The organism is Nocardiopsis sp. JB363, assembly GCF_900143625.1.
Classification (GTDB): Bacteria; Actinomycetota; Actinomycetes; order Streptosporangiales; family Streptosporangiaceae; genus Nocardiopsis.
On record NZ_FRFF01000108.1, the window covers coordinates 1 to 13,547 of the forward strand.

Sequence of the window (13,547 nt, forward strand, 5' to 3'; positions counted from 1 at the left end):
GATCTTGCTACCAGAAGCGAAAAAGGCGCCTTTTTCGCTTCTGGTAGCAAGATCACCGCAGTTCAGAGGCGGAAAGGTGGTGGGGGCCCGCTCACCGACGTGGGGTGTTGACGATACGAGCGCCCTCGCCGTCCTTGGGGTTGGACTGGCCCCACAGCACGAACCCCAGGCTCACCACGAGCAGCGCCACCACTCCGAGGCCGTACCCGGTGCCGATGAGCCCCTGGCCGATGATCAGCCCGGTGTAGCCGACGGTGACCAGCAGGCCCAGCACGCCGAGGAGGATTCCGATCCAGGCGCGGTCGGTGAACCGGCGCTGATGGCCGCGGACCACCTCCACCATCGCGGCGACCGCTTCCCGGGAGGCGTCGTCGGGTTCGGTCACCCGCACGCGGGAGTCGTGGCCGAGGATCACGGTGACGCGGGTTCGCCCTCGCCGCCCGGAGAGGAAGAGTGCGCGCGGCTTGGATTCCTCGGACCGCTCCCGGAGTTCGGCGAAGGCCTCGGCGACCTGCACGACCTCGCGCCCGACCTCGTTTCCGCCGTCGGTGAGGCCGATCGTCAGGTCGCCCGCGCAGGCGTCGCGGACGAGTTCGGCGAGCACCACGAGTTCGTCCCGGCGCAGGGCCGGATGCCCGAGGTCGGTGGACTCGACCCGCTCGGCCCGGGGCTGTCGTTCAAGGGACATTCCCCCATTATCCGTCGGGTCAGGGGGTGCGTTGAGCGGTGCGGGTCAGGGCTTCGGCGACGACGGAGTCGGGGTTGGTCAGGGCGATGGGCCTGCCGGTGTAGGTGTCGGCGAGGTACGCGCCGCCGATCGGGGAACCGGTGATCTGGTCGATCTCGCCGAGCTGTCGACGGTGGTCGAAGGCGTCGCCCTTGTGGTCCAGGTGCAGCATGGACGTCATCCACCAGGAGAAGTGCTGGGCCTGCCACACGCGGTCGGCGACGGTGCGGCCGTAGACGTCCAGCAGCTCCGTCGAACCCTGGTGGAAGTAGCGTTCGAGGGCCTGGCAGAGGACGGCGACGTCGGCGACGGCGAGGTTCATGCCCTTCGCCCCGGTCGGGGGGACCGTGTGCGCGGCGTCGCCGGCGAGGAACAGGCGCCCGTGGCTCATGGGGTCGATGACGTAGCTGCGCATGGGGATGACCCCGCGCTGGGTGATGGGCCCTTCCTTGAGTTCGAAGCCGTTGCCGTTGACCCGGGTGCGCAGCTCGTCCCAGATGCGTTCGTCGCTCCAGGTGGAGGCGTCCTCGCCGGGGTCGCACTGGAAGTACATGCGCTGCAGGGTGGGCGTGCGCGAGCTGATGAGCGCGAACCCGTGCTCGGAGTGGGAGTAGATCAGTTCGTCGGAGCTGGGCGGGGCTTCGGTGAGGATGCCGAACCAGCCGTGCGGGTAGGCGTGGAAGTAGTCGGTGCGCACGTCCTTCGGGATGGCGCGCCTGCACACCCCCTGGGATCCGTCACAGCCGGCGATGACGGCGCTGGAGAGCTCGACGCGGGTGCCGTCGGGTTCGGTGAAGCGCACCTTGGGGTCGTCGGTGGTGATGCCCTGGACTTCGACGTCGTGGACGCCGAACCGCAGGTCTCCCCCGGCGGCGATCCGTGCCCCGATGAGGTCCTTGAGGACCTCGTGCTGGGGGTAGAGGTAGACGGATCGTCCGGTGAGCGCGGCGAAGTCGATGCGCCGGGACTCCTTGCGGCTGCGCAGGTAGGTGCCCTCGTGGCGTTGTCCCTCGTCGAGGAGGCGATCACCCACGCCCGTGGAGGTCATGAGGTCGGCGGTCCCCTGTTCCAGGATCCCCGCCCGGATGGTCGCCTCGATGGTCTCGCGGTCGCGCACGTCGATGACGACGGAGTCGATGCCGGAGAGGGAGAGCAGGTGGGACAGCATCAGCCCGGCGGGTCCCGCACCGATGATGGCGACCTGGGTCCGTTGGCTCTGGTTCGTCGCGTTCATGGGTGGGCTCGGCTCTCCGTGGCGTAGGGGGCGTGCTCCGGAGCAGGGACGGATCCACTTGTTCGCATTCAGCACGCGTGTGCGTTATGCGTACGATACGGGCGAGGCGGCTTCTTGTCCATGGTCCCCCGATCGGGACGTTCCCCCCGCACCTGGAACGCGAAGCGCCCGGGGGTTCGACCCCCGGGCGCGTGACGAAGTGGTCAGTCGACGAAGTGATCAGCGTCGCTGCCTCCGGCCGCCGTCGACGTGGTCCTCCACGCGCGGCCCGCCCTGCGGCGGCGCCTGGGTTCCGGCGTGCTCGGACTCGGCGCCGGACCGCCCGGACGTGGCTCCCGCCTGCCCGGGACCGTCGGGGTTGGCCCGATAGAAGGCCTCCTGGGCCTCCTGCTCGCGTTCCCACACCACGAAGCGTTCGCTCTCGCCCAGGGCCATCGTGGTCAGCCACACCGCGACGGCGACGTCATCGACCAGACCCAGCACGGAGAACAGCAGTTCGGGGATGAAATCGATCGGCGAGACCACGTACACGACGAGCGCCAGCATGGTGAACAGCTTGCCGCCGCCGAGCTCGGGGTAGCGGCCGCGCAGCTTGGCCCCGATCATGCGCGGGACCGCGCGAACGCGCTGCCACACGGAGACCTTGCCGTCGGTGTTCTGGATGACCTGCCAGGCGGCCGCTCCGGCCGCGGCCCGGTTGACGTTGCGCATCGTTCGCTCTCCTCAGGGGGCAAGTGACTTCTCAAGATATGACGCGAGATCACCCTCAATCGTTCCCGAGGAGCGCCCGCGCAACCGAGAAGAGACGTAGATGACATCGCCGCACGGTGACGGATGGGGGCGGTGGGGCCACTGTGACTGCTTTTGCGCAGCTGAGAGGACTTTCGTTCGGAGTTGTCCACAGCATTGACGGGGACACTGGTGGTCCTGAACCGGAAAAGGCATCCTTGTGGAGGCGGCACACCCTTTGTCGCTCCGCCCGACAGATCGAGAACAGGAAAACCAGAAAACCGGACTAATCACCGCAAACCACTCAGCGCGGAGTAGTCGCATACGGCCAACGGCTCCCGCCCCCGTCCTGGAGAGGCCACAGCATGCCTTCGCAGCAGGTCGTCCCCACCGACCGGCGTCGCAGCCCCACGATCCGCACCGCCGCCGGTACCCGCAAGGCACCCGAAAAGCGCCTACCGGTGCGCACCCCGCCGCACGGTAACGAATACCGGCCCTCCCACCCCGAGCCACCCATTCGTTACGATGCGTCCGAGTGGCACCCGCTCACGTGGGCCGCCGCCGCACCTTTCGAATTCGTCGAACGCGCAGAACCGATGGAGCTTTCCCAGTGTCCAATGCCCAGCCCAGGTCGGCGACGACCGTAGCCCTGTTGGCGGATATCCCCAGCACGGGACACGTGGGTGAGGCCGGGGCCCACCGGTTCCCGCTCAGAGGCGACACCGTCGGCGCGCGCAGCTCCGCCTTCGTCGCCTTCGCCATCGAACAGGTCCGGTCCGGCCGCAAGGTCGTCGCCCTCTACCCCGCCTGGCAGGCAACGGACGCCGAACGGGCGGTGAACTTCGCCCGCGGTGCCCTGCGCACCGACCGGATCGCCGGTATCGGCGTCGACCTGTCCCCACTCGCCCTGTCCCTGGTGGCCGACCAGCTCGCCTACCTGGCCCCCTACCTTCCACCGGGCATGGTCGCCGCTCTCAGCGGCGAGCTGCCCAAGCACGTGCTCGCCGGCGCCTGGCTGCGCACCGTCTCCGGCCTGTCCACCCTGCCGACCAGCATGCGCCAGCACGTGGGATCCTATGCGCCGTCGGTGTCCTTCCTGGCGTTCTGCGCGCCCACCGCGCAGGTGGGTCGGCTGCGTCCCGCCGAACTCGCCTCCGGGTTGCCGTTCCGGCCCGTCCAACCCGTGCAGCTGCTGAGCTCCACCCCGGATCCCGCCATCACCAGGGTGTTCGACGACAACCTTCCGCGGGCCATCCAACCGGTGGCCACCCGCAGCCTGCCCGCGCAACCCCTGGGCAGCGCCTACTGGGGCACTGGCAAGTACGTCGAGTTCGTGGCGCTGAGCGCTCATCCACAGGCCCTGGCCTACGCGGCCGGGTCCATCCGGACCTCCGCCTGCGCCTGGTGCGGCGAGCCCATGGCCGCACGCCCCTGCCCGTTCTGCTCGGCCAACTCCGCCGGGCACCCCTCCTACACGCCTCCTCCCTCACCGGTGCGTCCCCCGACCCCGGGACCACCCCGCAACACCCCGATGAGTCCACCACCGACTCCATCGGCGGGCCCGCCACCGGGCCCGCACCCGCCACGGACCGGCGCTCCGGTGCCGGGTCCACCACCCAACGGAGAGGCCCACCAGCGCTCCCCCGAGCCCTCTCGGTCCCCGACCCCTCAGCCCTCGACCGCCCCCGCGGAGGACCCGCCGCACCGCCGATTGGACCCGAGATCCTACTCACGGTGACGCTCCCTCCCGGCCGGGTCCCCTCGTCGCTCTCGACGGCGGGGCCCACGACGACACTGGAAACGGATAGCACCCCTCTATGAACCCCCGTCAGCGACGTGGCGTCCTGCTCATGGTCGTGGCCGCGGTCGGCGCAGTGGCCGTGTTCGCGTCAGTCTTCACCTACCTCAACAACCAGCAGGAACGCCTGGGCCAGTTCGCCACGGTCCTGCGCCTGGTCGACGACGTGGAGGCCTACCAGCCGATCACCCAGGACCAGGTCGAGTCGGTCGAGGTCCCCAGCATGTACTTCGACCCGGAGGTGTTCATCGCCGACCTGTCGGAGGTGGAGACCCCCGCCGACCAGCAATTGGTCGCCTCCTCCCACCTGGAGAGCGGTGTTCTCCTCCAGCAGGGCATGGTGCAGCCACAGCCGACCCTGACCGAGGGCGAACGTGAGATCGCCATCATGGTCAACGCCGAGACCGGTGTGGCCGGCAAGGTGCGGCGCGGCTCCGTCGTGGACATCTACGGCACCTTCCAGGCACGCGACCACGGTGAGGCCTGCGCCACCCGTGTCATCACCGAGGTCGAGGTCCTCGACATCGGTGAGCTGCGCAGTCAGGAGACCGATTCGGGGGTGACCGGTGTGGTTCCGGTGACCTTCCGGTTGGACCCGGACAGCGCCCTACAGCTCGCCTACGCCGAAGAGTTCTCCACCAAGCTGCGGTTGGCCCTGGTCAGCGCGGACGGTGGCGGCTCCACCGGCGACGAACAGTTCTGTAGCGGGGACTTCGACGACCTGATCGACCAGACCGACGAGCGGCGCATGCCGCATGGGGGGTAGACAGCGGTGAACTTCCGCGTTCTGGCGGGGATGCCCACATCCGAGACCGAGATGGTGCTCGCCGCGCGCTTCGAGGAACTGGGCACGTGCGACCTGGTGGCGATCCGCAACACCGGCACGACGCTGCTCGACGGGGCCGGTGAGTTCCCCGAGCTCGACGTCGTCCTCATCCACGAGGACATGGGGCCCGCGCCGGTTCTGGAGACCGTGCGGGACCTGTCCCACCGCCATCCCCAGCTGGCGATCCTGTTGGTGTCCTCGGCCATGGATCCGAGCACCTTCACCGGGGCCATGGAGGCGGGCGCCCGCGGGGTGCTGTCCGCGGACGCCGGGTTGGGCGAGTTGGAGACCCGGATCGCCAAGGCCGCCGAGTGGTCGCGCACGCTGCGCCGGCACCTGGAGTCCGCCTCCCACGAACTACCGGCTTCGGGGGTTCGCGGCCGGATAGTGACGGTCAGCGGCGCCAAGGGCGGGGTGGGCACCACCACCTGCGCGGTGCACCTGGCGATGGCGGCCGCCAGGCGCGACCGGGTCGTGTGCCTGGTCGACCTCGACCTGCAGGCCGGTGACCTGCCCGCCTTCCTCAACCTCCAGCACCGTCGGTCCATCACCGACCTGGTGGAGAGCGCCGACGACATCAGCCCCGGCATGCTCGCCGAGACCCTGTACGTGGACCCGCGCGGCCCGCACGTGCTGCTCGCCCCCGAGCACGGTGAACGCGGCGAGGACGTCAACGCCCGCGCCACCCGTCGAATCCTCGCCGCTCTGCGCTCACGCTACGAACTGGTGATCGTGGACTGCGGGTCCACCATGAACGAGGCCACCGCGATGGCGGTGGAACTGGCCGACAGCGCCGTGGTGACGGTGACCCCGGACGTGCCGGCGATGCGCGGGGCCCAGCGGCTGATGGCGATGTGGGAGCGGCTACAGATCCGCACCCTCGACAACGTGTATTCCCTGGTCACCCGGCACAGTCGCAAGAACGAGATCCAACCGGACTTCCTCCAGCAACTGCTGGGCACCAAGGTGCTGCGCACCCCGGTCCCGGCCGCCTACCGAGCGTTGGAGCCGGGCGAGAACAACGGCGACCCCACCAAAGTGACCGACGAGGGGCTGCGCAAGGCCTTCGCTCGGCTCGCCGCGGAACTGGACCTGTTCACCCCGCCCACGGGGCCGGGCGGCAGCAGCAAGGGCGGTTTCACCCCCTCCGGCGGGGCGACCCCGGCGCCGGGCTCCCTGTTGGACGGAGGGCCCTCCACCCGGGACGTGTCCGGGTTCCTCAACGCCAGCGATCACCACGTGTTCAACGGGCACGTGGTGTCCGGGGCGAGGGGGCCGGGCAGGCCCGGTGGGTCCGGCGGTTGGGATCCGGGGTCGGCGGGGCGGGGGTTCGGTGGCTGAGCGACGAAGCGGCGCCCGCCGGCGCCGCGACGGCCGGGGAGTCCGGGGCGTCCGCGACGATCGGGGCCACCGGACCGAACAGGGTCACCAGGCTGACCGGGGCGTCCGCGACGATCGGGGCGCGATCATCGTGGAGTTCGCCGCCATGGTGCCCTTCATGATGCTGGCGCTGGCCCTGGTGTGGCAGGTGCTGCTCATCGGCCTCACCTCCATGTACGCCTCGCATGGCGCGGCCGAGGCCGCCCGGCAGGCCGCAGTCACCCCCGACGACATGGAGCGCATCGACGAGGAGGCCCGCAAGCGCGTGCTCGCGCCGTGGGACGCCCCCGACGTGCTCAGCACCTCCGTCGTCGACCGCGACGGGGAACGCTACGCCCGAGTGACCGTGGCGATGCCGGTGTTCCTGCCCGGCACGTCCGGGCCCTGGGACATCACGGGCGAGGCGAAGATCGTCACCGAGGTCGCCCCACTCGACGGTGTCGACGAGCCACCACCCGGCGCGGAGCCGTCCGACGCGGAGGGGGGCGACGCGTGAGACGCACCTTCTCCCCCACCCGGCTCCTGACCGGCGGCCGACCACGGCGGGACGCCGACCGTGGCGGCCCCATCCTGGAGTTCGCCGCGGTCCTACCGATCCTGCTGCTCACCGTGGTGGTCGCCTTCGAGGCCTTCATCGCGTTCGTGGCCATCGAACGGCTGGAGTCCGCGGCCCGCGCCGGGGCCCGGGAGGGCACCGAGGAGGCCGCCCAGCAGGCCCTGCCCGACTGGTTGGACGAGGCGACCGTCACCAGCGGCACCAATGACAGTGACGGGTTCTACGTCGAGGTCTCGCACTCGCTGCCGATCGTGTTCTCGGTGGACCTGAACGTGACACTGACCCGTCGGGTGGACATGCCGAACCTGTGAGGCGCGGCGCGTCCACCAAGGGAGGAAACGAGGAACATGGGGCTGAAGGACCGCCTGGAAGAGGACCGATCCACCGAGGATCGGGCCGACCGGAGCAGCGTGACGCACTGGCGGCGGCGACTCCTGGCCGAGATCAACCTGGAGGACCTGTCCCGGCTGACCCTGGCCCAGCGCCGGGTCCGTCTGGAGAAGGTCGTCGGGCACATCCTGTCCCGCGAGGGACCGGTGCTGTCGGACCGGGAACGTTCGATCCTCACCCGACGGGTCGTGGACGAGGCGCTCGGTCTCGGTGTGCTCGAACCCCTGCTCGCCGACGAGACCATCACCGAGATCATGGTGAACGGCCCCGACAACGTGTTCGTGGAACGCGCGGGCCGGATGGAGCGCATCGACGCGACCTTCAACAGCGAGGAACAGCTCTACCAGACCATCGACCGCATCGTGTCGCTGGTGAACCGGCGCGTGGACGAGTCCTCTCCGATGGTCGACGCCCGCCTGCCCAGCGGCGAACGCGTCAACGTCATCATCCCGCCACTGTCGCTGTCGGGCCCGGTGCTGACCATTCGGCGCTTCCCCAAGCCCTACCCCATCGAGGAACTGGTGCGCATGGGCAGCCTGGACCAGGCCACGGGGGTGCTGCTGTCGGCGATGGTGCGAGCCCGGTTCAACATCGTGGTCTCCGGCGGTACCGGCACCGGTAAGACCACCTTCCTCAACGCCCTGTCGGCGTTCGTGCCCAGCAGCGAACGCATCGTCACCATCGAGGACTCCGCCGAACTCCAGCTGATGCAGGAGCACGTGGTGCGGTTGGAGTCACGGCCCGCCAACATCGAGGGGCGCGGCGAGATCGCCATCCGCGACCTGGTGCGCAACGCGCTGCGCATGCGCCCGGACCGCATCATCGTCGGTGAGGTCCGCGGGCCCGAGACCATCGACATGCTCCAGGCCATGAACACCGGCCACGACGGCTCGCTGGTGACGGTGCACTCCAACTCGGCGGAGGACGCCATCCACCGGATCCAGACCCTGGCCACCCTGGGCGACGGCCGGGTCCCCTACAACGCGTTGCGCGACCAGATCAACAACGCGGTGGACGCGATCGTGCACCTGGGCCGGTGGCCCGACGGGTCGCGTCGGGTCGCCGAGGTGGCCGTGGTGTCCTCGCGCCGCAGTGAGGAGTTCCGCTTGGTCCCGCTATTGGAGTTCGCGTCGAGACCCACCGGGGCGGACCGCGACGTGAACGGCGAGTTCCGCCACCACCCCCTGCCACGCCACGTCGCCGGTCGGATCTACCACGTCGGCGAGAGCATCCCCTCGGTGTTCGGCGTGGTCTCCGACGACACCGGCGGAGGGCGCCGGTGACCACTGCCCCCTGCACCCCCCGATCCCCGGCGTCGAAGCCGGGACCGACCCGATGGGAGCCAGCGTGACCTGGCAGTTCGCAGCGATCCTCGGCGGGGTCGCTCTGGTTCTGGCCGTGTTGCTGTGGGCCGTCTGGGAGTTCGTGGCCAGCTCCGAACAGCGCCGCCTCATCGCGGCCCGCAGCGCCTTGGCCCAGGCCGATTACGACGCCTCCACCCCATTGGCGCGGCTGGACGTCGCCCTGCACCGCACCCAGTGGGGTGCCCGGCTCAGCCGCCGCCTGGCCCGTTCGGGCACGGAGATACGGCTGTCCACCTTCCTGGTCTCGTTGGTGTGCGGGGCGTTGCTCGCCGTGGTGGTGGTCTGGCAGATCCTCGCGCCCATGTTCGGGCTGCTGGCCGCCGTCGGGGTGGCGTTCCTGTTCTTCTCCTACCTGAGCCGGGCCGAGGCCAAGCGCCGCGAGGAGTTCACCGGTCAACTGCCCGACCTGGCCCGGGTCCTGGGCAACGCCACATCGGCCGGACTGGCGTTGCCCACCGCGGTGGCCATCGCCGCCGACGAACTCGACGGTCCCGCCGGCGAGGAGCTCGGACGCATGGCCGAGTCGATGAAGCTGGGCGCGAGCTTCGAGGAGTCCGTCGCCGAACTGCGCGAACGCATGCCCTCCCGCGAGCTCGGCGTGCTGCTGTCCACCCTGATCGTGGCGTCCAGATCGGGTGGTTCGCTGGTCAGCGCGCTGCGCAACATCTCGACCACCCTGGAGAACCGCAAGGAGACCCGGCGCGAGGTGCGCACCATCCTGTCCGAGACCACCAGCACCGTGTGGGCCTTGGGGGCCATGTCGGTGGGCGCCCTGTTCCTGCTCAACATGATCCAGCCCGGCATCATGCGCACCATGACCTCCCAACCGGCCGGGATCGGGCTGCTGTTGGTCGTGGCGACCCTGTTCGTCATCGGATTCGTGGCGGTGTCCCGGATCACCAAGTTCAAGATGTAGCCCCGGCCCCCGAAGGAACACCATGAACCTGCTCCCCCTGCTGGTGGCACTGGCCGCGGCGCTGATCGTGGTCCTCGGCTGTTACGGCCTGCACCTGAGCCTGTCCAAGACGCGCGTTCCGGTGGACGAGCCGACCGCCCGTCCCACGATCAAGAGCGACGAGACGTTCTTCCTGCACCGGATCACCGAGGCGATCGGCCGCCCCTTCACCGGGACGATCCTGGCGTCGCTCACCGACAAGCGCCGCAGGTCCGTCCACGAGCGGATCGAGGCCTCCGGCCGGGTCGACGGGCTGACCGTGGAACGGTACGTCCAGCGCAAGGCCGGCGAGGTCACGCTCTACGGCAGCCTGTCGGTACTGCTGTTCCTGTCCGACAACGCCCTGTTCGGCCTGGTGATGCTGGCGTTCGTGGGCCTCACCGACCTGAGCATGTACGTCAAGGCCCAGGAACGGGCCGACCAGGTGCAGTCACAGCTGCCGGACTTCCTGGACGTGCTCGCGGTGACGGTGAGCGCGGGCATGTCGTTCCGCGCCGCCGTGGGCCGGGTCGCCGACTCCATGCCCGGTGTGCTCGCCGGCGAGTTCGTCATCGCGCTGCGCCAGATGGAACTGGGCACCTCCCGGCGGGAGGCGTTCGACGCCCTGCGTCGCCGCAACCGCAACGAGTCCCTCAGCAAGTTCGTGACCGCCATCCAGCAGGCCGAGGAACTGGGCGCCCCGCTCAGCGACACCCTGGTCAACATCAGCCAGGACATGCGTCGCGCGGACGCCCAGTACATGCGCCGCAAGGCTCAGCAGCTCAACCCCCGCGTGACGGTGGTGACCGCCACGACGCTGTTGCCGGGGCTGCTCATCCTCATCGTCGGCTCGATGATCCTCGGCAGCGACATCGACTTCGGTCTCCTCCTCGGCGGCTGACCCGCCGGGCGGTCACTCCGTCAGGCGGTCACTCCGTCGGGGTGGGCGGGGGGAAGGGGATCTGGGACAGGACCGGGATCAGGCTCTTCTCCTCGAAGTCCAGGTGGGCGTGCAGTTCCCTGGACATCCGGTCGAGTTCGGCGCGGAAACGGTCGGGGTCGGCGGTGGCCAGGTCCTCCAACAACCGTTCCAGCTCGCCTCGGATCCGGTCCACGACCCGGTGTTCGGCGATCAACCGCTCGATGGGTTCGCGCAGGTGCGGGTAGCCCTGAGCGAGACCGGGGAAGATGCCGTCCTCGCCGCTGTGGTGGAAGTGCAGCGACTCGCAGAACGCCAGGCAGTGCTGGCGGATCTGTAGGTTCAGCCCCACCGGGGTACCGCTGCCGGCGTGTTCGGCCAGGTACGTCTCGGCCTCGTCGCGAACCCGGTCGAGTTGGCCGCGCAACCACCCGTGCACCTCGAACAGCTTTTCGGCGAGGTTGGTGACCTCGCCGGCGCCCTCCAGGTCGGCGGGTTGGAGCTCCACCACCGGCAGCCGACGCTCGGACCGCAGCTCGTAGTCACCGAACCCCGGTTCGCGGCGAACGATCTCCTCGAACAAGCGGTCCCGTTCGGCGCCCTCTGCGGGCACGGCGACCGCTTCGAAGCGCTCGGTGCCCAGCTCCACGACCACCATCGGGTGGGCGAGCAGGTTGCGGTACCAGTCGGGGTCGCGTGGCGCCCCTCCCGCCGAGCCCACGACCAGCAGCCGGTCGTCGATCCTCAGGTACCCGAGCGGGTTGACGTATTCGCGACCCGATCGAGCCCCGGTGGTGGTGAGCAGCAGCAGGTCGCCGCCCTCGAACATGCCACCGACGTGGCCGCCGTTGGCGCGGAACTCCTCCACCACCGGCACGTTGAAGGGGCTCACCCCGGGTTCGGGGCGGGCATGCGGATGAGGCTGAGCGGTCTGGTCGGTTTGGTCGGTCATGAAAGTACCTCCTGGGTGAGTGGAGGCGGCCGACCCCGAGCACACGAGGTGTCCCCTTCAAGGGCGTGTTCCGTGGATGCTGCCCGTCGAGCGGCAGGGTGAGTATTCGCGGAACACGTCCTAGGGCGCTGTCCGGCATGGTGCCGCCCGGGCGACGTGGACAGGCCTGGCGGGGCAAGGCGAGGAAGGCGCGCGGACGCGCCGAAACGAGTGGTGTTCGGGGAGGCCGCCGGTCAAGGTGCCGGGCGGCGAAGCGGCCGGGAACGGGCCGCGAGCGGTTCAGCCGCTCAGATTCCGTACGCGAAGTAATGGCTCACGATTGGCTCCCCGAAGGTTCAGGCGCCTCCATGTCGACCGACCGACCCACTGCTCTTAGTTCGGGACACGCGACGCACCACCATCATAGGCGGCTGTGCCGGTGGGGTGAACCCCACCGAAGGTCTCGTCTCAGCCCCATGGGTTCCCGGCGGGCGGATCCGTAGTTTCGGAATCCCTCCCCCGAGCCCCTCGTCCCTGGAGAGACCCATGAGTTCGACACCCGGCTCGCCCACCCGGCGGTCCCTCGCTCCCGACCTGGCCCGCGGCTTCATGCTGTTGTTCATCGCGCTGGTCAACGCGCAGTTCTTCCTCACCCACGCCGACACGGTTCGAGGCACCGGCGACCAGGTGCTCACCTTCGTCCAGTCCCTCCTGGTGAACGGCCGCGCGATCCCGCTGTTCTCGCTGCTGTTCGGCTACGGCATGGTGTGGATCGCCCGTCGGATCACCGAATCCGGGGGCGGGTGGGTGCACGCAAGGACCGTGCTGCACCGCCGCGGCCTGTGGATGCTGTTGATCGGCCTGGTGCACGGTGTGCTGCTGTTGCCGGTGGACATCGTGGGCGCCTACGGGTTGGCCTTGCTCCTGTTCCTGTTCTTCCTGCGGGTCGGTGACCGGACGCTGTTGTGGGCGGCCGGTGCGTTCGCGGTGGGCTCGGCGACCCTGAACCTCCTGCTCACCTACACTCTCGGCGGCGGTCAGGTCGAGGAGGAGGGCGCGGCCGCGCACGCCGCGGTGCCCTCACTGGTGGAGGCGGACTTCGTGGCGGCGATGGGCGCACGCTTGGCCGAGTGGGTGCTGTACACGCCCGTGACCCTGTTGTTCACGGTGATGGCGCCGCTGTTGGTGGGTGTGTGGGCCGGACGCCATCGGGTCCTGGAACACCCCGAACTCCATCGGACCCTGCTGGTGCGCACCGTGGTCGTCGGCCTGGGGATCGCGGTGGCGGGCGGCCTGCCGGACGCCCTGGTCAGCGCGTCCCTGGTGCCCAATCCCGGGCCGGTGGTCGAGCCCGCGCTGTGGGTCCTGCACGATGCCGCCGGTTGGGCGGGCGGTGCCGGGTGGGCCGCGCTCATCGCCCTGGTCGCGCTCCGGTCATCCGAGAGGGGCGTGACCGACCACCCGTTGGTGGTGGCGGTCGCCGCCGTGGGCGAGCGCTCCCTGAGCTGCTATCTGGCTCAGGCGGCGGTGTTCACCCTGGTGTTCGCGCCCTACGGACTGGGACTGGGCGCGGCGGTGAGCGCCTCGGCCGCGGCCGGTGTGGCGGTGGCGACGTGGGCGGCGACGTTGGTGTGGGCCGACCTCTCTCGCCGTCGTGGCGGTCGAGGGCCCGCCGAGACACTGCTGCGTCGACGCGTCTACGCCGGGGTCCACCTGCCCGGTCGCACGGGTGAGTAGACCGTGCGACCCGTGTGGACCC

The 13,547-nt window shown here is 69.8% G+C and carries 13 protein-coding genes; 9 read left to right on the top strand and 4 right to left on the bottom strand.

Features of this window, described 5'->3' with window-relative positions:
- Positions 1–91 precede the first annotated feature (91 nt).
- The 3 genes from BQ8420_RS16615 to BQ8420_RS16625 all read right to left on the bottom strand — a co-directional run bounded on the left by BQ8420_RS16615 (position 92) and on the right by BQ8420_RS16625 (position 2,672).
- On the bottom strand, positions 92–688 hold the full coding sequence (locus BQ8420_RS16615; RefSeq protein ID WP_087100042.1) for a hypothetical protein: 597 nt from the start codon (positions 686–688) through the stop codon (positions 92–94).
- Between the two features lie 19 nt (positions 689–707).
- Complete coding sequence (locus tag BQ8420_RS16620; RefSeq protein ID WP_087100043.1) at positions 708–1,961, bottom strand: 4-hydroxybenzoate 3-monooxygenase; 1,254 nt, start codon at positions 1,959–1,961, stop codon at positions 708–710.
- Between the two features lie 219 nt (positions 1,962–2,180).
- Positions 2,181–2,672: a YkvA family protein gene (locus BQ8420_RS16625; RefSeq protein ID WP_087100044.1), complete on the bottom strand. Its 492-nt coding sequence runs from the start codon at positions 2,670–2,672 to the stop codon at positions 2,181–2,183.
- A gap of 628 nt (positions 2,673–3,300) precedes the next feature.
- Between BQ8420_RS16625 and BQ8420_RS16630 the strand changes: the two genes are divergently transcribed.
- From BQ8420_RS16630 to BQ8420_RS16665, 8 genes are all read left to right on the top strand, one after another.
- A complete protein-coding gene (locus BQ8420_RS16630; protein WP_369825509.1) occupies positions 3,301–4,428 on the top strand; it encodes a hypothetical protein in 1,128 nt (375 codons plus the stop codon).
- Between the two features lie 79 nt (positions 4,429–4,507).
- A complete protein-coding gene (cpaB, locus tag BQ8420_RS16635) occupies positions 4,508–5,254 on the top strand; it encodes a Flp pilus assembly protein CpaB (protein ID WP_087100045.1) in 747 nt (248 codons plus the stop codon).
- Between the two features lie 6 nt (positions 5,255–5,260).
- The gene (locus tag BQ8420_RS16640) at positions 5,261–6,655 is read left to right on the top strand and encodes an AAA family ATPase (RefSeq protein ID WP_087100046.1); all 1,395 of its coding nucleotides are present in this window, start codon (positions 5,261–5,263) and stop codon (positions 6,653–6,655) included.
- A 130-nt stretch (positions 6,656–6,785) separates the two neighbouring features.
- Positions 6,786–7,190 (top strand): pilus assembly protein TadE, encoded by a 405-nt coding sequence (locus tag BQ8420_RS16645; protein WP_087100074.1) that lies wholly within the window; start codon positions 6,786–6,788, stop codon positions 7,188–7,190.
- Positions 7,187–7,561, top strand: coding sequence for a TadE/TadG family type IV pilus assembly protein (locus BQ8420_RS16650; protein ID WP_087100047.1), 375 nt, complete (start codon positions 7,187–7,189; stop codon positions 7,559–7,561). The genes BQ8420_RS16645 and BQ8420_RS16650 overlap by 4 nt, the downstream gene beginning before the upstream one ends.
- Before the next feature lie 36 nt (positions 7,562–7,597).
- On the top strand, positions 7,598–8,923 hold the full coding sequence (locus BQ8420_RS16655) for a CpaF family protein (RefSeq protein WP_087100048.1): 1,326 nt from the start codon (positions 7,598–7,600) through the stop codon (positions 8,921–8,923).
- Positions 8,924–8,987: 64 nt separating this feature from the next.
- Positions 8,988–9,920, top strand: a complete 933-nt coding sequence (locus BQ8420_RS16660; protein WP_087100075.1) for a type II secretion system F family protein — start codon at positions 8,988–8,990, stop codon at positions 9,918–9,920.
- A gap of 22 nt (positions 9,921–9,942) precedes the next feature.
- Positions 9,943–10,839, top strand: a complete 897-nt coding sequence (locus BQ8420_RS16665; protein ID WP_087100049.1) for a type II secretion system F family protein — start codon at positions 9,943–9,945, stop codon at positions 10,837–10,839.
- Positions 10,840–10,867: 28 nt separating this feature from the next.
- On the opposite strand, the gene BQ8420_RS16670 is transcribed toward BQ8420_RS16665, so the two are convergent.
- Positions 10,868–11,809 (bottom strand): nitroreductase/quinone reductase family protein, encoded by a 942-nt coding sequence (locus BQ8420_RS16670; protein WP_087100050.1) that lies wholly within the window; start codon positions 11,807–11,809, stop codon positions 10,868–10,870.
- Positions 11,810–12,334: 525 nt separating this feature from the next.
- Between BQ8420_RS16670 and BQ8420_RS16675 the strand changes: the two genes are divergently transcribed.
- Positions 12,335–13,525: a DUF418 domain-containing protein gene (locus BQ8420_RS16675; protein ID WP_200815963.1), complete on the top strand. Its 1,191-nt coding sequence runs from the start codon at positions 12,335–12,337 to the stop codon at positions 13,523–13,525.
- Positions 13,526–13,547 lie beyond the last annotated feature (22 nt).